Annotated in this window: 15 protein-coding genes; 2 read left to right on the top strand and 13 right to left on the bottom strand. The window is 69.7% G+C overall.

The genetic code is table 11. The features are described from left to right. Window positions 1-28 precede the first annotated feature (28 nt). From ACFXJ5_RS10245 to ACFXJ5_RS10200, 10 genes are all read right to left on the bottom strand, one after another. On the bottom strand, window positions 29-1,546 hold the full coding sequence (locus ACFXJ5_RS10245) for a CHAD domain-containing protein (protein ID WP_384629607.1): 1,518 nt from the start codon (window positions 1,544-1,546) through the stop codon (window positions 29-31). Window positions 1,547-1,593: 47 nt separating this feature from the next. Further along, window positions 1,594-2,793, bottom strand: a complete 1,200-nt coding sequence (gene rodA / locus ACFXJ5_RS10240) for a rod shape-determining protein RodA (RefSeq protein WP_384629604.1) — start codon at window positions 2,791-2,793, stop codon at window positions 1,594-1,596. Next, window positions 2,790-5,012: a penicillin-binding protein 2 gene (gene mrdA, locus ACFXJ5_RS10235; protein ID WP_384629601.1), complete on the bottom strand. Its 2,223-nt coding sequence runs from the start codon at window positions 5,010-5,012 to the stop codon at window positions 2,790-2,792. Before mrdA ends, rodA begins: the two co-directional genes overlap by 4 nt. A 190-nt stretch (window positions 5,013-5,202) precedes the next feature. Continuing rightward, the gene (mreD, locus tag ACFXJ5_RS10230) at window positions 5,203-5,799 is read right to left on the bottom strand and encodes a rod shape-determining protein MreD (protein ID WP_384629599.1); all 597 of its coding nucleotides are present in this window, start codon (window positions 5,797-5,799) and stop codon (window positions 5,203-5,205) included. Window positions 5,800-5,897: 98 nt separating this feature from the next. Next, a complete protein-coding gene (gene mreC, locus ACFXJ5_RS10225; RefSeq protein ID WP_384629596.1) occupies window positions 5,898-6,839 on the bottom strand; it encodes a rod shape-determining protein MreC in 942 nt (313 codons plus the stop codon). Between the two features lie 123 nt (window positions 6,840-6,962). After that, on the bottom strand, window positions 6,963-7,982 hold the full coding sequence (locus ACFXJ5_RS10220) for a rod shape-determining protein (RefSeq protein ID WP_127359461.1): 1,020 nt from the start codon (window positions 7,980-7,982) through the stop codon (window positions 6,963-6,965). 315 nt (window positions 7,983-8,297) lie between these two features. Continuing rightward, on the bottom strand, window positions 8,298-8,711 hold the full coding sequence (gene ndk / locus ACFXJ5_RS10215) for a nucleoside-diphosphate kinase (protein WP_384629594.1): 414 nt from the start codon (window positions 8,709-8,711) through the stop codon (window positions 8,298-8,300). Between the two features lie 61 nt (window positions 8,712-8,772). Then, window positions 8,773-9,108, bottom strand: a complete 336-nt coding sequence (locus ACFXJ5_RS10210; protein ID WP_384629592.1) for a DUF4233 domain-containing protein — start codon at window positions 9,106-9,108, stop codon at window positions 8,773-8,775. A 10-nt stretch (window positions 9,109-9,118) separates the two neighbouring features. Next, entirely contained in the window at window positions 9,119-10,612 is a 1,494-nt protein-coding gene (gene folC, locus ACFXJ5_RS10205) for a bifunctional tetrahydrofolate synthase/dihydrofolate synthase (RefSeq protein ID WP_384630060.1), read from the bottom strand. 316 nt (window positions 10,613-10,928) lie between these two features. Further along, window positions 10,929-13,547: a valine--tRNA ligase gene (locus ACFXJ5_RS10200; RefSeq protein ID WP_384629589.1), complete on the bottom strand. Its 2,619-nt coding sequence runs from the start codon at window positions 13,545-13,547 to the stop codon at window positions 10,929-10,931. 130 nt (window positions 13,548-13,677) lie between these two features. Between ACFXJ5_RS10200 and ACFXJ5_RS10195 the strand changes: the two genes are divergently transcribed. Together ACFXJ5_RS10195 and ACFXJ5_RS10190 are read left to right on the top strand one after the other, a co-directional pair. After that, window positions 13,678-14,565 (top strand): hypothetical protein, encoded by an 888-nt coding sequence (locus tag ACFXJ5_RS10195; protein WP_384629587.1) that lies wholly within the window; start codon window positions 13,678-13,680, stop codon window positions 14,563-14,565. Between the two features lie 108 nt (window positions 14,566-14,673). Beyond that, window positions 14,674-15,501, top strand: a complete 828-nt coding sequence (locus ACFXJ5_RS10190; protein ID WP_384629585.1) for a hypothetical protein — start codon at window positions 14,674-14,676, stop codon at window positions 15,499-15,501. A 91-nt stretch (window positions 15,502-15,592) separates the two neighbouring features. On the opposite strand, the gene clpX is transcribed toward ACFXJ5_RS10190, so the two are convergent. From clpX to ACFXJ5_RS10175, 3 genes are all read right to left on the bottom strand, one after another. Beyond that, window positions 15,593-16,879, bottom strand: coding sequence for an ATP-dependent Clp protease ATP-binding subunit ClpX (gene clpX / locus ACFXJ5_RS10185; protein ID WP_384629582.1), 1,287 nt, complete (start codon window positions 16,877-16,879; stop codon window positions 15,593-15,595). 162 nt (window positions 16,880-17,041) lie between these two features. Continuing rightward, entirely contained in the window at window positions 17,042-17,665 is a 624-nt protein-coding gene (locus ACFXJ5_RS10180; RefSeq protein WP_127359463.1) for an ATP-dependent Clp protease proteolytic subunit, read from the bottom strand. A 98-nt stretch (window positions 17,666-17,763) separates the two neighbouring features. Further along, on the bottom strand, window positions 17,764-18,378 hold the full coding sequence (locus ACFXJ5_RS10175) for an ATP-dependent Clp protease proteolytic subunit (protein WP_384629580.1): 615 nt from the start codon (window positions 18,376-18,378) through the stop codon (window positions 17,764-17,766). Window positions 18,379-18,776: the final 398 nt, after the last annotated feature.

Here is an 18,776-nt window from a genome sequence, read left to right as displayed (position 1 = left end):
ATCCAGCGTAACCCGTCGGCGGGGGCGCTCAGCCCGCCAGTTTGCCGCGGTCCGCCTTGCGCCAGGCCCTGGGGAGGCGGCGCTCGACGTCGGCGGCGAGGTCGCGCTCCAGTTGGGCGAGCGCGCCGTAGGGGAAGGTGTCCTCGCCGTCGGCGCGGGCCTCGGCCGCGAGTCGCAGGATGGCCTCGCGGGCGATGACGCTGTCCTGGTGCTCGCCGAGCAGCTGCTGGATGCCCTTCATGCGCTTGGTGTGCTTGGCCGCGGGCTTGCCGAGGACGGGCCCGCCCGCCTCGCTGGAGTAGCGGGCGCGCTTGGCGGCCTTGCGGGCCTCGTGGAGGGCGAGGTCGCGCTCCCGGCCCGGGTCGAGCCGGAGCGCGGGCTCGATGGTGCGGCGCACGCGGCGGTGGTCACGGCGGATGGCCTTGGCGAGGGCCACGGCGGCGGGAGCCTTCGCGCCGTCGAGCAGGGGCGGGGCCGCCAGCAGGGCGTCGAGGGTGTCGAGGGTGTCGAGGAGCCTGAAGTAGCGGTCACCGTTCAGCTCGCGCAGGAGGGCCTCGCGGGCCTCGAAGTGCGAGGCGCCGGGGCCCCCGCGCAGGCGGTCGCCCACCTCGTCGGTGACGAATTCCGCGGGGAGTTCGGAGAGGCGCTGGGCGAGCCGTTCGGCCAGCACTTCGCGGTCGCGTTCCATGCCCAGGACTGCGGCGAGCCATTTGAGCTCGTCGCCGACGGGGTCGGTGGCCGAGCGGTCGAGTTCGCGGCGGAAGGACTTGAGTGCGCTGCGCAGGCGGCGGGTGGAGACCCGCATCTGGTGGACCGAGTCCTCCTCGTCGCGCCGGACGGCCGGGTCGTAGGCGGTGATGGCGCGCACCTGTTCGTGCAGGTAGGCGAGGACCGCGTCCCCGGCCGTGTCGAGGGTGGCGGGGGGCTCGGGCGGCTTCTTGGCGTGGGCGAGCCGGTCGCCGAGGGCGTGGGCGAGCTTGGAGGGCGAGGTGGAGCGGCGGAGCCCCGCGGCGGTGAGGCGTTCCTCGACCGCGTCGAGGAGGGCGGGCTTGCCGGCCAGCAGCTCGACCTCGGTCTCGGTCCAGGCGGGGCCCGGTTCTGCGCTGACGTGGTCGTACGCGATCTCGGCCAGGGCCTGGCCGTCGGCGTCGAGCAGGTGCACCCGCCGGCGGGTGTTGCGCAGCCGTACGACCGGGATCAGCGGGTGGCCCCGGGTGAGGACGGCGACCTCGGCGGCCAGCCTGCGCGGGATCTTCTTCGCGGACTTGCCGAGCGGGGCGTGCACCTCGGTGCGGGTGTCGGCCTGCGAGGTGGGGAGCTTGAGGTGCCAGCCGGCGTCGTCGCCGCCGGTGCGGCGGCGCAGCGTCGTACGGTGTGCGGCGAGCCGGAGGTCGGCGGTGTCGAAGTAGACCGCGTCGAGCTCGGCCGGTTCGAGGGTGCGTACCTCGGCGACTCCTGGCAGGCCGGTCAGATCGGGCTCGCCCACCAGCTCGGCGTCGGTGTCGGCTTCGTACTTGCGCTCGGTCTCCAGCACCCGGTTGCCCATACGTGGAACGTAATCTCGCGTTCAGCTCTCCGCAATGGTGCGTTCGCTCAGGCCGACATCGGTCGCTGCATCCGCACGGCCTGCAGCAACCCCACTCCTATCCACACGGCGAACATCGAGGACCCGCCGTACGACACGAACGGCAGCGGCAGTCCGGCGACCGGCATGATGCCCAGGGTCATGCCGATGTTCTCGAAGGCCTGGAAGGCGAACCAGGCGATTATCCCGGCGGCGATGATCGTGCCGTACAGGTCGGTCGCATTGCGGGCGATGCGGCAGGCACGCCAGAGCACGACGCCCAGCAGCCCGATGATGACGAGGGCGCCGACGAAGCCCAGCTCCTCGCCCGCGACGGTGAAGACGAAGTCGGTCTGCTGTTCGGGCACGAACTGGCCGGTGGTCTGGCTGCCGTGGAACAGGCCCTTGCCGAGCAGGCCGCCGGAACCGATGGCGATGCGGGCCTGGTTGGTGTTGTAGCCGACACCCGCGGGGTCGAGGGCGGGGTTGGCGAAGGCGGCGAAGCGGTCGATCTGGTACTGGTCGAGGACACCGAGCTTCCAGACGAGGACCGCGCCGGCCGTGCCCGCGCCGATGAGGCCCAGTACCCAGCGGTTGGAGGCGCCGGAGGCCAGGAGGACGCCCAGGACGATGACGGCCATGACCATGACCGAACCGAGGTCGGGCATCAGCATGACGATGGCCATCGGCAGCACGGCGAACCCGAGCGACTGGGCGACCGTGCGGTGGTCGGGGTGGATGCGGTCGCCCGCGTCGACCCGGGCGGACAGCACCATGGCCATACTCAGGATGATGGTGAGCTTGGTGAACTCCGACGGCTGCAGCGAGAAGCCGCCGCCGAGCACGATCCAGGCGTGCGCGCCGTTGACCGTGGAGCCGAGCGGGGTGAGCACCGCCAGCACCAGGACGACGGAGAGGCCGAACAGCACCGGCACCGCGCCGCGCAGCCGGCGGTGGCCCAGCGCGATGGTGGCGGTGGCGAGGCCGATGCCGATGGCGGTGTTGAGCAGGTGCCGCAGCAGGAAGTAGTACTGGTCGCCGTGGGTGAGATCGGTGCGGTTGCGGGTCGCGGAGAAGACCAGGGCGGTGCCGATCAGCGACAGCGCGATGGCGGCGCCGAGCAGCGGCCAGTCCAGCCGGCGCACTATCGAGTCGCGGGCGAGCAGCTTGCCGAAGGTGCCGCGCTCGGGGGTGAACCGGCGCGTGGTGTAGCTGTGGACCGTGCTCATGACCAGTACCTCCGCCCGAGCAGGTACTTCTCGCTTCGGTCGGGGGTCAGCGCGGCCAGTTGTACGGTGCCGCCGCTGCCCGAGGGCAGGAACGGCAGGTCGTACGAGGCCTTCTGGGCGTTCTGGGCCTTCGACGCCTTGACCGTGCCGTCGCCGTTGATCTTCGGCAGCGTGGTCGTGGGGTGCGGGAGCAGCGCCTTCTTGTTGTCGATGGAGCCGTCCTTCTGGACGCCGTACATCGCCTCGTAGATCTTGCGGACGGCGGGGCCGGAGCCGCCCGAACCCGTACCACCCTGGGAGATGGTCATGATGACCGCGTAGTCCTTGGAGTACGTGGTGAACCAGGAGGTGGTCTGCTTGCCGGCGACCTCCGCGGTACCGGTCTTGGCGTGCAGGGTGATCTTGTCCTGCGGCCAGCCGCCGAAGCGCCAGGCGGCGGTACCGCTGGTGACGACGCCGGCGAGCGCCTGGTTGATGTACTTCAGGGTCTTCTTGGTGTCCGGCGCCTTGCCGGAGACCTTGGGCTGGATCTTGGTGACCGTCTTGCCGTCGGCGCTGACGATGGCCTTGCCGATGCTGGGCTGGTAGAGCGTGCCGCCGTTGGCGATGGCGGAGTAGACCCGAGCCATCTGGATCGGGGTGACGAGGGTGTCGCCCTGGCCGATGGCGTAGTTGACCGAGTCACCGGCGCGCATCACATAGCCGTCGGTGCAGTTCTCGCGGGCGATCTGGCTGGCGTAGTCGGTCTTCTTGCTCTTGGCGACCTTGCACCAGTAGGTCTTGTTGGCGTCGTAGTACGCCTGCTTCCACTGGCGGTCCGGGATCCGGCCGGTGACCTCGCCGGGCAGGTCGATACCGGTGGTGGAGCCGAGGCCGAACTGCTTGGCGGTCTTGTAGAACCAGTCGTTGGTGTGCTTCTTCGGCTTCGTCCCGCCGTCCTTGAGCCACTGGTCGTACGACAGTCCGTAGAAGACGGTGTCGCAGGAGATCTCCAGCGCGTGGGCCAGGGTGATGGCGCCGGCGCTCTCGCCCTCGAAGTTCTTGAAGAGCCGGCCGCCGATGGTCATCGAGGACGGGCAGGAGTAGTGGCCGTCGATGGAGTAGCCGGCGTTGACCGCCGCGGAGGTGGAGATCACCTTGAAGGTGGAGCCGGGGGCCGACTGACCCTGTATGGCCCGGTTGAGCAGCGGGTAGTTGGAGGACTTGGTGGTCAGCTGCTTGTAGTCCTTGGCGGAGATGCCGCCGACCCAGGCGTTGTTGTCGTACGTCGGCTGGCTGGCCATCGCGACCACCTGGCCGGTGTGCACGTCCATCACCACGACGGCGCCGGAGTCCGCCTTGTAGTAGCTGTTGGTGACCTTGTCCCAGGTCTTGCGGGCGTCCTTGATGGCCTGGGCGAGTTCCTTCTCGGCGACCGCCTGCACCTTGGCGTCGATGCTGGTGACCAGGGTGCTGCCGGCCTGGGCCTTGGTCTCACCGGCCTTGCCGATGACCCGGCCGAGGTTGTCCACGTTGTAGCGGGTGACGCCGGCCTTGCCGCGCAGCTCGCTGTCGTACGTCTTCTCCAGCCCGGAGCGGCCCACCGAGTCGGAGCGCAGCAGCGACTGGCCCTTCTTCTCGGCGGCGGCGATCTCGTCGTCCGTGACGGGCGACAGATAGCCCAGCACCTGTGCGGCGTTGGCGCCGCCGGGCGAGGCGTAGCGGCGTACGGCGGTGGGCTCGGCGGTGATGCCGGGGAAGTCCTCGCGGCGCTCCATGATCTGGAGGGCCTGCTGGGTGGTCGCCTTGTCGGTGATCGGGATCGACTGGTAGGGCGAGCCGTTCCAACAGGGCTTGGGGGTCTTCGAGTCGCACAGTCGGACCTTGTTGCGTACGTCCTGGGCCGACATCCCCAGCACGTCGGCCAGCCGGGCCAGCACGGCCTTGCCGTCGTCCTTCTGCTTCAACAGGTCGGTGCGGCTCGCGGACACCACGAGGCGCGTCTCGTTGTCGGCAAGGGGGACGCCCTTGTCGTCCAGTATCGAGCCGCGCACTGCGGGCGTGACGACTTCCTGGACGTTGTTGCTGGCGGCCTCCTGGGTGTACTCCTCGCCGTTGCGGATCTGCAGGTACCACAGGCGGCCGCCGAGCGTCAGCAGCAGCGACAGCACGATCATCTGCAGGATCACCAGCCGGATCGTGATCCTGGGAGTGCGGCCGGTCTCCGGAATATTGCTCACGGACGCCGCCCGCCCTTCGCGACTCCGCCGAACAGTCCACCGCGCTGGCCGCCGATACGGGACGCTGCGCTGAGCGAGCAGGTCTTCACTGGGTTTCGCCTCGCGATATCGCGCCGGGCCGGAACAGCGGCCGGGTCTTCACGCAGGGGTACGGGGGGGTACGGGGGGTGTCCCCCGAGAGAATGCAGCCTCACGGGCGCCGACCGCCCTTCGCGACTCCGCCGAACAGTCCGCGCTGGCCGCCGATACGGGACGCCGGGCCGAAGCCGGAGGCGTCCTCGGTGAGGGGGTCGTTGTCGAGTCTGCGGGCGAGGGCCATGATCCAGGGGACGGTGAAGGGGGCGAGGAGGAGGTCGTAGACGGCGGCGGTGAAGAGCAGCTTGCCGAGGCCGACGTGCTGGGCGGCGGTGTCGCCGACGAGGGCGCCGACGAGGGCGTAGAGGAGCGTGGAGCCGATGGCGGCGGCGACGACCACGAACATCGGGCCCGCGGCGGAGCGCAGTTGGCCGGTGTCCGGCTTGGCGAGGCCCGCGAGGTAGCCGATGACGCACAGCACGAGGGCGTAGCGGCCGGCGGCGTGGTCGGCGGGTGGGGCGAGGTCGGCGAGCAGGCCGGCGCCGAAGCCGACGAGGGCGCCGCCCACGTGCCCGTACGTGATGGCGAGGCCGAGGACGGTCAGCAGGAGGAGGTCGGGGACGGCGCCCGGCAGGTGGAGGCGGGCCAGGACGCAGACCTGGAGGACGAGGGCGACGACCACGAGTCCGGTGGACAGAACTGCACGCCTCATTGGGCCTCTCCTCCCGCAGGTCCTGCGGGCGCCGGGCACGCGGCCCGGTGAATCTCTGGCCTGAACCGGGGGTCGGGCAGGCGCGGCGATCGCATGGTTCAGTTCCCCCCTGTTGCGCTGGAGCTCGCGGAAGGTGAGGTGCTCGGGGTGGCGGTGACGGTGACCGTCGGGGCCGGGGTGGGCTTGGCGGGGAGCACCGAGTCGCGCGGGTCCTGACGGGGGGCCTGCACGACGACGCCGACGATGTCGAGCTGGGTGTAGCTCACGAACGGCTGGACCTCGATGGTCTTGGTGAGGTCGCCCGACGACGGGGTCACCTTGATGACCTTGCCGACCGGGACCCCCGGTACGAACGGCTTGTCGGCCTGCGAGCCGAAGGTGACCAGCCGGTCGCCGTTCTTGACGTCGGCCTTGCCGTTGAGCAGCTGGACTCGCATCGCGCGGTTGCCCTGGCCGGTGGCGAAGCCCAGCTCGGAGGTCTTCTCCAGCCGGGTGCCGACGGTGAAGTCCGGGTCGCAGGCGAGCAGTACGGTCGAGGTGGAGGGGCCGACGGTGGTGACCCGGCCGACCAGTCCGTCGCCGTTGATGACGGTCATGTCGCGCTGGATGCCGTCGCCGCTGCCGGCGTCGATCGTGACGGTCCATGAGAAGCCCTGGGCCGCCCCTATGGCGATCACCTGGGCGCCCTTGACGCGGTACTGGCCGGACGCCGCCGTCTTCAGCAGCGTGTCCAGCTCCTTGGCCCGGGCGCGGGTCACGTCCTTGCTGCCGAGCTCCTGCTTGAGCTGCGCGTTCTCCCGCTCCAGCTCACTGATCTGGCTGCTGCGGCCGCCGGAGTCCCGTACCGCCGCTATGGCGTTGCCCACCGGATTGACGGCGCCGGAGACGCCGTTCTCGACCGGCCCGAAGACGGCGGCCGCCGCCGAGCGGGCGCCGTCCAGCGGCGACGACTCGCCGCCCCGGATGTCCACGGTGATCAGCGCGAACGCGATCGCCACCAGCAGCACCAGCAGAAGCCGGCTCTCTCGTGTGTCCCTCACGGGGGCGAGTCCGTGCCTTCCTCGTCAGAGTCTTTGATGTTGTGCCGGAAGCTAGAACGATCCGGCGTACGGGCGGGCTGCCGCGGACGGCGTCCCATCACCCGTACGAGGGATCGTACGAGGTCATCTGCGCGGCGATGCGTCCAGGACGGCCTGCAACGCCTCGAACTCCTCGACGCACTTGCCGGCGCCCAGCGCGACGGAGTCCAGCGGGTTCTCGGCGATGTGGATCGGCATGCCCGTCTCATGGCGCAGCCGGTCGTCCAGGCCGCGCAGCAGAGCGCCGCCGCCGGCCAGCACGATGCCGCGGTCCATGATGTCGCCGGACAGCTCCGGCGGGCACTTGTCGAGCGTGGTCTTCACCGCGTCGACGATCGCGTTGACCGGCTCCTCGATGGCCTTGCGGACCTCGGCGGCGGAGATCACGACGGTCTTCGGCAGGCCGGAGACCAGGTCGCGGCCGCGGATCTCGGTGTGTTCGTCCTTCTTGAGGTCGAACGCCGAGCCGATGGTCAGCTTGATCGATTCGGCGGTGCGCTCACCGAGAAGGAGCGAGTACTCCTTCTTGATGTGTTGGATGATCGCGTTGTCCAGCTCGTCGCCCGCCACCCGGATGGACTGGGCCGTCACGATCCCGCCGAGCGAGATGACGGCGACCTCGGTGGTGCCGCCGCCGATGTCCACCACCATGTTGCCGGTGGCCTCGTGGACCGGGAGCCCGGCGCCGATCGCGGCCGCCATCGGTTCCTCGATGATGTGCACCTGGCGGGCACCGGCCTGAGTCGACGCCTCGATCACGGCACGGCGCTCGACCCCGGTGATGCCGGAGGGGACACAGACGACCACGCGGGGGCGGGCCAGATAGCGCCGCTTGTGGATCTTGAGGATGAAGTAGCGCAGCATGCGCTCGGTGATCTCGAAGTCCGCGATCACGCCGTCCTTGAGCGGGCGCACCGCGACGATGTTGCCAGGGGTCCGGCCGATCATCTTCTTCGCCTCGGCGCCTACCGCGAGGATGCCGCCGGTGTTCGTGTTGATGGCGACCACGGATGGCTCGTTGAGAACGATCCCGCGACCCCTGACGTACACCAGCGTGTTGGCGGTCCCGAGGTCGACAGCCATATCACGGCCGATGAACGACATGTTGTTCGCCATGAGGATACGTCTGGCCTTCCCGAGCTGGAGCGTGTGGGGTGGGGTGGAAGCGACGGGTGCGGGGCGCCCGAGGACGCCCAAGGAGCGGAGATTCCATCGTAGTCGCGCCCGCCGGGGCGCGGCGTCCGGGTTCCGCCGCCATTGTCATCAGAACACACAGCACTCCCCAGTAATGGTGACGCCGTGTCGGCGGAATTGGTTCCCTGCCGGGCACCGTATATGCAGGTGGGCGGCCGAAAAAATTACGGCCGCCCATTGAGCTGATCGGGCGTCAGCCCCTGAATCGGGCGGATTCGTCCGAGGTCAGGCGAGACCCGGGTGAAAAATCTTGATCTCGCGCTCGGCGGACTCCTCGGAGTCCGAGGCGTGGATCAGGTTCTCCCGGACGATCGTGCCGAAGTCACCCCGGATGGAGCCCGGCGCCGCCGCGATCGGGTCGGTGGGGCCCGCCAGAGCACGTACGCCCTCGATGACCCGCTCGCCCTCGATGACCGCGACCACGACCGGGCCGGAGAGCATGAACTCGACCAGCGGCTCGTAGAACGGCTTGCCCACGTGCTCGGCGTAGTGCGTCTCGAGGGTGGCGCGGTCGAGGGTGCGCAGCTCCAGCGCGGTGATGCTCCAGCCGGCCTTGCGCTCGACGCGGCCGATGATCTCGCCGACCAGGCCACGGCGGACGGCGTCGGGCTTGAGGATGACGAGGCTGCGCTGGCTCACGTGGTTACTCCTAGGTGCGGGACTGAGATACGACGACATTACAAGGCGTACCTGGGAGCACTCAGGCGGCCTGCGCCGCGTGCCTGGCCTTGGCCTCGTCGATCCTGCGGCCGTAGTGGATCGAGGCCCACCACAGGCCCGCGAAGACCGCGCCGAGGAAGAACATCGTCGGCAGGACGAAGCCGGCGGCGAGCAACCCGGCCTGCAGCACCCAGCCGGCGGCCAGGCCACCCGGCCGGGTGATCACTCCGCAGAGCAGTACGCACAGTGCCATCGCGATGCCGCTCACCGTCCAGACGGTGGTCATCGTCAGGTCGGGTTGCTTCATCGCCACCAGACCGGCGAAGCCGATCACGAAGAACTCACCGATCAGCGTGCTCGCGCACAGGGTCCGCATCGTCCTCAGCTCACTTCCGGCCCAGCAGCAGCCGGGCCTCTCCCACCGTGATCACCGAGCCGGTGACCAGCACGCCCGCCCCGGAGAACTCGCCGTTCTCCTCCGCGAGCGTGATCGCCGCCTCCACCGCGTCGTCGAGGCGGGGCTCGACCTGCACGCGGTCGTCGCCGAAGACCTCGACCGCGAGCGCCGCCAGCTCGTCCACGTCCATCGCCCGGAAGGTGGAGTTCTGGGTCACCACGACCTCGGCGAAGACCGGTTCGAAGGCCTCCAGCAGCCCTCGTACGTCCTTGTCACCGCTCGGCCCGACGACCCCCACCAGATGGGTGAAGCCGAACGCCTCCGCCGCCGCCGCCGCGGCCGCCCGCGCGCCCGCCGGGTTGTGCGCGGCGTCCAGCACGATGGTCGGGCTGCGGCGTACGACCTCCAGGCGGCCCGGCGAGGTGACGGTCGCGAAGGCGGCGCGGACGGTGTCGATGTCCAGGGTGCGGGCGTGCGACGTACCGATGCCGAAGAACGCCTCGACGGCGGCCAGCGCCACGGCCGCGTTGTGCGCCTGGTGTTCGCCGTGCAGCGGCAGGAACACCTGCTCGTACTCGCCGCCCAGCCCGCGCAGCGTCAGCATCTGCCCGCCGACCGCCACCTCGCGGTGCGCGACCCCGAACTCCATGCCCTCGCGGGCGACCGTGGCGTCCACCTCCACGGCCTTCTTCAGCAGCACCTGGGCCGCCTCGACCGGCTGCTGGGCGAGGACGACGGTCGCGTCCTTCTTGATGATCCCCGCCTTCTCGGTGGCGATCTCGGCGGGCGTTTCGCCCAACCGGTCCGTGTGGTCCAGCGCGACCGGGGTCACCACGGCCACCGAACCGTCCACCACGTTCGTGGCGTCCCAGCTGCCGCCCATGCCGACCTCGACCACGGCGACGTCGACGGGCGCGTCGGCGAAGGCCGCGTACGCCATGCCGGTCAGCACCTCGAAGAAGGACATCCGGTGCTTCTGCGAGCCGTCCACCATCTCGACGTACGGCTTGATGTCCTGGTACGTCTCGATGAACTTCTCCGGCGCGATCGGCGCGCCGTCCAGGCTGATCCGCTCGGTCACCGACTGCACGTGCGGGCTGGTGTAGCGGCCGGTGCGCAGCTCGAACCCCAGCAGCAGCTGCTCGATCATGCGGGCGGTGCTCGTCTTGCCATTGGTGCCGGTGATGTGGATCGCCGGGTACGCGCGCTGCGGCTCGCCCAGGATGTCCATCAGCGCCGTCATCCGGTCGAGCGAGGGTTCGAGCTTCGTCTCGCCCCAGCGCCCGGCCAGCTCCGTCTCGACGTCGCGGAGGGCCTTGTCCACCTCGGGGTCCTGGGGCCGGGTCGGCACCCCGTCGTCCTGCTGCACCGGTCCCCCGGCACGCAGCGTCCGGCTCCCCGCCTCGATCACGGCAAGGTCCGCCTCCCGCCCTTCCGGGTCTTCGTCGGCGTCGTCGGAACCGCCGGCCCCGAACAGGGACAGGGCGTCGGAAAGGGGGTCATCCTCGGGGCGCGTACTCACAACCCCCAGTCTACGGACCAGGTGCCCCCTTCCCGGCGTCGGCCACGTCCGCGCCGGGACCCAGCGGGTTGTGGGAGAGCGTTCCGCGAGGCGGAACGGGCTGGCACAACCCGGCCGCGGACGCGAGGCCGCCGACCCACCCCCGGCCACTCACCATCGTGGTGCGCGCCCGTCGTCGGGTGCCGGCAGGTTGGGCCAGCCCGTTCCGCCTCGGAACGGGCCACCCCCAACCTGACTGGGGGGCAAGGGGGCGCAGCCCCCCAGCCCGACCCGGCGGTCAGGCCTGCGGCAAAGCCGCGAGCTGCGTCGTGATGCGGGCGATGTCGGCCTCCGCCGCGGCGAGGCGGGTGCGGATTTTGGCGACGACGGGCTCGGGGGCCTTGGCGAGGAACGCGTCGTTGCCGAGCTTGGCGGTGGCTTGGGCTTTTTCCTTCTCGGCGGCGGCGAGGTCCTTGGCGAGGCGCTTGCGCTCGGCCTCGACGTCGATCGTGCCGGAGAGGTCGAGGCCGACGGTGGCGCCGGCCACCGGGAGGGTGGCGGTCGCGGTGAAGGCGTCGCCCTCCGGCTGGAGGCGGAGGATCTGCCGCACCGCGGCCTCGTGGGCGCCGAGCCCGGTGCCGGAGAGCTCAAGCCGGGCCGGGACCTTCTGGCCGGGCTGGAGGCCCTGGTCGGCGCGGAAGCGGCGGACCTCGGTGATGAGCGACTGGACGGCGCCGATCTCGGTCTCCGCGGCGGTGTCGCGGAAGCCGGAGTCGGTGGGCCAGTCGGCGACGACGACCGACTCGCGCCCGGTGAGCGTGGTCCACAGCGTCTCGGTGACGAACGGCACCACCGGGTGCAGCAGACGCAGCAGCACGTCGAGCACCTCGCCCAGCACGCGCCCGGAGACCTGAGCCGGCCGGCCGCCCGCGATGAACGTGGTCTTGGACAGCTCGACGTACCAGTCGAAGACCTCGTCCCACGCGAAGTGGAAGAGGGCGTCGCTGAGCTTCGCGAACTGGTAGTCGTCGTAGAGCGCGTCGGTCTCGGCGACGGTCGCGTAGAGCCGGGACAGGATCCAGCGGTCGGCCGCCGACATCTCCTCGACGGGCGGCAGCGGGCCGTCCACCGTCGCGCCGTTCATGAGCGCGAAGCGCGTCGCGTTCCAGATCTTGTTGGTGAAGTTGCGGGAGCCCTGGACCCAGTCCTCGCCGATCGGCACGTCCGTACCGGGGTTGGCGCCGCGCGCGAGGGTGAAGCGCAGGGCGTCCGACCCGTACTTGTCCATCCAGTCGAGCGGGTCGACCACGTTCCCGAAGGACTTGGACATCTTCTTGCCGCGCTCGTCGCGCACCAGGCCGGTGAGGGCGATGGTGTGGAAGGGGGCGACGCCGTCCATCGCGTAGAGGCCGAACATCATCATCCGGGCGACCCAGAAGAAGATGATGTCGTGGCCGGTCAGCAGGACGTCGGTCGGGTAGAACTTCGCCAGGTCCGGGGTCTGTTCCGGCCAGCCGAGGGTCGAGAAGGGCCACAGGCCGGAGGAGAACCAGGTGTCGAGGACGTCGGCGTCCTGCGTCCAGCCTTCCCCGGTGGGCGGCTGATCGTCGGGGCCGACGCAGACGACCTCGCCGTCGGGGCCGTACCAGACGGGGATGCGGTGGCCCCACCACAGCTGGCGCGAGATGCACCAGTCGTGCATGTTGTCGACCCACTGGAAGTAGCGACCCGACATCTCTGCCGGGTGGATCTTCACCCGGCCGTCGCGGACCGCGTCGCCCGCCGCCTGCGCGAGCGGGTCGACCTTGACCCACCACTGCAGGGACAGCCGGGGCTCGATGATCGTCCTGCAGCGCGAGCAGTGGCCGACCGCGTGGACGTACGGACGCTTCTCCGCGACGATCCGGCCCTGCGAGCGCAGCGCGCCGACCACAGCGTCGCGGGCCTCCAGCCGGTCCATGTCCTGGAACGGGCCGTGGACCGTGATCCGCGCGTGGTCGTCCATGATCGTCAGCGAGGGCAGGCCGTGCCGCTGGCCGATCTCGAAGTCGTTGGGGTCGTGCGCCGGGGTCACCTTGACCGCGCCGGTGCCGAACGCGGGGTCGACGTGCGCGTCGGCGACGATGGGGATCCGGCGGCCGGTCAGCGGCAGCTCGACCTCGGTGCCGATGAGGTGCCGGTACCGCTCGTCGTCGGGGTGGACGGCGACGGCGGTGTCGCCGAGCATCGTCTCGGCGCGGGTGGTGGCGACGACGATCGCGTTCTCGCCCTCGCCGTAGCGGATCGAGACCAGCTCCCCGTCGCGGTCCTCGTGCTCGACCTCGATGTCGGAGATGGCGGTCAGACAGCGCGGGCACCAGTTGATGATGCGCTCGGCGCGGTAGATCAGCCCGTCGTCGTACAGCTTCTTGAAGATCGTCTGGACGGCGCGCGACAGCCCCTCGTCCATGGTGAAGCGCTCACGCGACCAGTCGACGCCGTCGCCGAGCCGCCGCATCTGGCCGAGGATCCTGCCGCCGTACTCTTCCTTCCACTGCCACACCCGCTCGACGAAGGCCTCCCGGCCCAGGTCGTTGCGCGACTTGCCCTCCTCGGCGAGCTGCTGCTCCACCTTGTTCTGGGTGGCGATACCGGCGTGGTCCATGCCGGGCAGCCACAGCGCCTCGTAGCCCTGCATCCGCTTGCGGCGGGTGAGGGCGTCCATCAGGGTGTGCTGGAAGGCGTGGCCCAGGTGGAGGCTGCCGGTGACGTTCGGCGGCGGAATGACGATCGTGTACGGCTTCTTGTCGCTCTTCGCGTCGGCCTCGAAGTAACCGCGCTCTACCCAGCGCTCGTACAGCTGCCCCTCTACCTCGGCCGGTGCGTACTGGGTCGGCAGTTCGGGGGTGCTGGCTGGCTGCTGAGTGTTCTCGGTCACGACGCTCAGTCTACGGGCGCGCCGTGCCGCGTTACGAATCCGTATCCGCCCTGCGGCAGGGGCGGGGTGAGTGATCCGGAAGGATGACGCCCCACGGCCGACCGGCCGAGTGAACGAGGGGATTCCTCCGATGAGTTACCACCAGCCGCCACCCCAGCCTGGTTACGGCTACGGCTACGGCGCCCAGCCCGGCCCGTACGGGCAGCCCCCGCAGGCACCCCCCGCGCCGCCGGCCAACCCCTACGCGCAGCAGCCGTACGCGCAGCAGCCCTACGGTCAGCCCCAGCCGGGGTACGGCGGCTACCCGCCGGTCCCTCCCCCACCGCAGCCCCGGCGCGGTGGCAGGGGGAGGACGATCGGGATCGTCATCGCGGCGGTCGTGGCGACAGCCGTGATCGGCGGTGGCGTCGTCGCGCTCACGAGCGAAGGCGGGAGCGGGACCGGGAGCGGCAGCAGCGCCGACGACGGCAAGAAGTACAAGCTCACGACGCCGGCGACGGTCGCGGAGACCTTCACGCGCTCCGGATCGGGCAAGAACGACAGCGATCTGAGCTCGAAGGACGAGAAACAGCTCGAGCAGCTCCCCGGCATCACCGATCCCCACGTGGTCTCCGCGGACTACGAGGGCGCCAACAAGGCGGCCCTGCAGTTCGGCGGCGTCTACGGCACGGTGGCGCAGCCCGAGCAGGCGATCGACGCACTGTTCCTGGTGATGGCCGCCTCGATCAAGGACGAGGACGACAAGGCATCGGCCCTCGGCAGCCCGGCGAAGGTCACCCCGGAGGGCCTCGACGGCGGCGCGGTGATGAAGTGTCAGATCTTCAGGACCACGGTGGCCTCGACGGGTTCGTCGAGCACCCAACTGAACATCCCGGTCTGCATCTGGGGCGATTCCAGCACCGTCGCCATGGTGATGGACCTCGATCCGCTGACCGCGATCTCCGGCAGCACCTCCACCGACGCCGCCGCGACGCTCACCGCCGAAGTGCGTACGGATACCCGGGTCGAGATCAGATAAAGGCCTCCCGCACGGCCGTTACAAATCCCGCACAGCCCCGGTGTAAGGACGGGGTAAACAATCCGCGAGGATGTCTGCGAGACAGAAGTATCACGAGGGGAATCTCGCATGAGCTACAACCAGCCGCCGCCGCAGCCGGGTTACGGCGGCCAGCCTGGCTACGGGGGACAGCCCGGCTATCCCCAGCAGCCGGCCCCGCCGGCCCAGCCCGCCGCGCCCGCTCCGGGCTACGGCTACCCGCCCCAGCAGCAGCCGGGCGGCTTCCCGCAGCAGCCGGGCCCCTACGGCCAGCAGCCGCCGTACGGCCAGCAGCCCGGCCAGCCCGACTGGGGCACCCCGCCGCCGCCCCCCAGTGGCGGCGGCAAGGGCAAGATCATCGGCATCGTGGTCGCCGCCGTGGTGGCGGTCGCCCTGATCGGCGCCGGTGTGGTCTTCCTGACGGGCGGCGGCAGCAGCAGCGGTGGTGACTACAAGCTGACGACACCGGACACCGTGCTCAGCGGCTCGTACACCAAGGACCCCGCCATGGCCTCGCAGCTGGGGAAGACGACGACCGGCAGCGACAACGGCATCTCGAACGGCACGTCCATCAGCGGCGCCTGGAAGAGCGGCAGCAACGAGCTCATCTTCGCCGGGGTGTACGGCTCGGTCTCGGATCCCAACACCGTGGTGGACACGATGCTGACGGCGGCCGTCTCCGGCTCCAGCTCGACCAAGCAGACGCCGGCCGGCTTCGACGGTGACGTCATGAAGTGCGGCATGAAGGACTACGGCGTCTACAAGGCGCCCTTCTGCGTGTGGGGCGACGACAGCACGGTCGGACTGGTGATGTGGACGGCCTCGACCAGCGCCACCAGCGTGCCGACGGCCCCGTCCGTCACCAGCTGGGCCGAGACCACGGCGAAGTTCCGCAGCGACGTGCGCGTCGCGAAGTAAGCAGGCTCCCGCAGCAACAGCACGAAGGGGGGCGCCCGGAGAATTCCGGGCGCCCCCCTTTCGCTTATCTGCGCTACGCGCCGTACGAGCGCTAGGCGCTCTTCTGCTCGCCCTTGCCGATGGTGCGGGGCTCGCGCGGCACCAGGGTCGGGTTCACGTTGGAGTGGACGACGTCCTCGGTGATGACGACGCGGGCGACGTCCTTGCGGGAGGGGACCTCGTACATCACGGACATCAGCACCTCCTCCATGATGGCGCGGAGCCCGCGGGCGCCGGTCTGACGGAGGATGGCCTGGTCGGCGATGGCTTCGAGGGCGGGCCGCTCGAACTCCAGCTCCACGCCGTCGAGTTCGAAAAGGCGCTCGTACTGCTTGACGAGGGCGTTGCGCGGCTCGATCAGGATCTGGAGAAGCGCCTCGCGGTCCAGGTTGTGGACGCTGGTGATGACCGGGAGGCGGCCGATGAACTCGGGGATCATGCCGAACTTGACCAGATCCTCCGGCATGACCTCCTGGAACTGGTCCGAGGCCTGGATCTCGCGCTTGGAGCGGATCGTGGCGCCGAAGCCGATGCCCTTGGCACCCGCCCGGGACTCGATGATCTTCTCCAGGCCGGCGAAGGCGCCGCCGACGATGAACAGGACGTTCGTCGTGTCGATCTGGATGAATTCCTGGTGGGGGTGCTTGCGGCCGCCCTGCGGGGGCACCGAGGCCGTCGTGCCCTCCAGGATCTTCAGGAGGGCCTGCTGGACGCCCTCACCGGAGACATCCCGGGTGATCGAAGGATTTTCACTCTTACGGGCGACCTTGTCGATCTCATCGATGTAGATGATCCCGGTCTCGGCCTTCTTGACGTCGTAGTCCGCCGCCTGGATCAGCTTCAGCAGGATGTTCTCGACGTCCTCGCCGACGTATCCCGCCTCGGTGAGCGCCGTGGCGTCCGCGATGGCGAAGGGCACGTTCAGCATCCGGGCGAGGGTCTGGGCCAACAGGGTCTTGCCGGAGCCCGTGGGGCCCAGCAGCAGGATGTTGGACTTGGCGAGTTCGATGCCGTCGTCATGGCCGCGGCCGCCGGAGTTCTCGCCGGCCTGGACGCGCTTGTAATGGTTGTAGACCGCTACGGAGAGCGCCTTCTTCGCCGGCTCCTGGCCGACGACGTAGCTCTCCAGGAACTCGTAGATCTCGCGCGGCTTGGGAAGGTCCTCCCAGCGCACTTCGGAGGACTCTGCGAGCTCCTCCTCGATGATTTCGTTGCAGAGGTCGATGCACTCGTCGCAGATGTACACACCGGGCCCTGCGATGAGCTTCTTCACCTGCTTCTGGCTCTTTCCGCAGAATGAGCACTTCAGCAGGTCGCCGCCGTCACCGATGCGTGCCACGAGGTGTTTCCCCTTCGCCTGGGTCCCGTCGGCTACGACGAGTCCTGGTGCTTGCCTATCGACGGTACCTTGCCGGGACCCCCGTACGGGCCCCCCTTGCGGTGACTGGGTGGTGACGTGCACAACCTCGGCCACCCGCAAGAGGGGCGTGAGTCGCGGACCTCAGACCGCCGCGGAGGAGGTCTTGCGGGTCGAGACGATCTGGTCGATCAGACCGTACGACAGCGATTCCTCGGCCGTAAGGATCTTGTCGCGCTCGATGTCGTCACGGATCTGCTCGATCGGCGTGCTGGAGTGCTTGGCGAGCATCTCCTCGAGCTGCGCGCGCATCCGCAGGATCTCGTTCGCCGCGATCTCCAGGTCGGACACCTGGCCACGGCCCGTCTCGCTGTACGGCTGGTGGATCAGGATGCGGGCGTTCGGCAGCGCCATCCGCTTGCCGGGGGTGCCGGCGGCGAGCAGCACGGCCGCGGCGGAGGCCGCCTGGCCCATGCAGACCGTCTGGATGTCCGGCTTCACGAACTGCATCGTGTCGTAGATCGCGGTGAGCGCGGTGAACGAGCCGCCGGGGCTGTTGATGTAGACCGAGATGTCACGGTCGGGGTCCATCGACTCCAGGCACAGCAGCTGCGCCATGACGTCGTTGGCGGAGGCGTCGTCGATCTGGACGCCGAGGAAGATCACCCGCTCCTCGAAGAGCTTCGCGTACGGGTCGTACTCGCGGATGCCCTGCGAGGTGCGCTCCACGAACCGCGGAACGACGTAGCGGGCCTCGGCGGGCGTCATACGGTCGTAGAGGCCGCCGCCGGGGATGTTGTTGGGGTTCACGTTCACCGTCCTGGGGATGAGCAGTGGGCTGGGTGGCGGAATGTCGGGGACGGGGCTCAGGCCCCGGTGCCGCCACCGCCCGGCACGTTGGCGGCGTGCGTGATGACGTCGTCGATCAGGCCGTACTCCTTGGCCGCCTCGGTGGAGAACCACCGGTCGCGGTCGGAGTCGCGGGTGATGACCTCGACGGACTGGCCGGAGTGCTGTGCGATCAGCTCGGCCATCCGCTTCTTCGTACGGAGCAGCTGCTCGGCGTGGATCTTGATGTCGGAGGCCGAGCCGGCGAGGCCGGCGGACGGCTGGTGCATCAGGATGTCGGTGTTCGGCAGCGCGAAGCGCTTGCCGGGGGCGCCGGCGGTCAGCAGGAACTGGCCCATCGAGGCAGCGAGGCCCATGGCGATGGTGACCACGTCGTTGGGGATGAACTGCATGGTGTCGTAGATGGCCATGCCGGCCGTCACCGAGCCGCCGGGGCTGTTGATGTAGAGGAAGATGTCCTTGTCCGGGTCAGTGGCAAGGAGCAGCAGCTGCGCGGTGATCTTGTTGGCGATGTCGTCGTCGACCGCCTGGCCGAGGAAGATGATCCGCTCATTGAGCAGCCGGTTGTAGACCTGGTCGCCGAGGCCACCGAAGGTCGGCTCGCCGGCGGCGGAAGGCATCGGAAGCGTCACGTATCCACCTGCTCGTTGTCGGACGGCCGTCAAGCCGTCTCAGGGTCTTCTCGTGGGCTGAGTGAAGGGCACTCTGCCCTCGTACTTACGGACCCTAACGCGCAGGTCGGGCCCAGCAATCCCCTACGCGGAACTGTTCGCTCTGAGCGCAGGGTACGGGCCAAGGATCCCCACCCTGCGCCACACCGCCCCTCCTGCCGTCCCCCCGGCCGCTCCCGCAGCCCCCACCCCGGCACGACGGACGGAGTCCGGCGCAGCCGTCCGAAGCCCGCGAAGCGGTGCGAGGACGGCAGAGAAGAGGGGCCCTACGCGGAACTGTTCGCTCTGAGCGCAGGGTACGGGCCAAGGATCCCCACCCTGCGCCACACCGCCCCTCCTGCCGTCCCCCCGGCCGCTCC

Source organism: Streptomyces sp. NPDC059373 (genome assembly GCF_042751495.1).
GTDB lineage: Bacteria > Actinomycetota > Actinomycetes > Streptomycetales > Streptomycetaceae > Actinacidiphila.
Note: the sequence above shows the minus strand (reverse complement) of the source record. Positions and strands in the feature narration are given on the sequence as shown.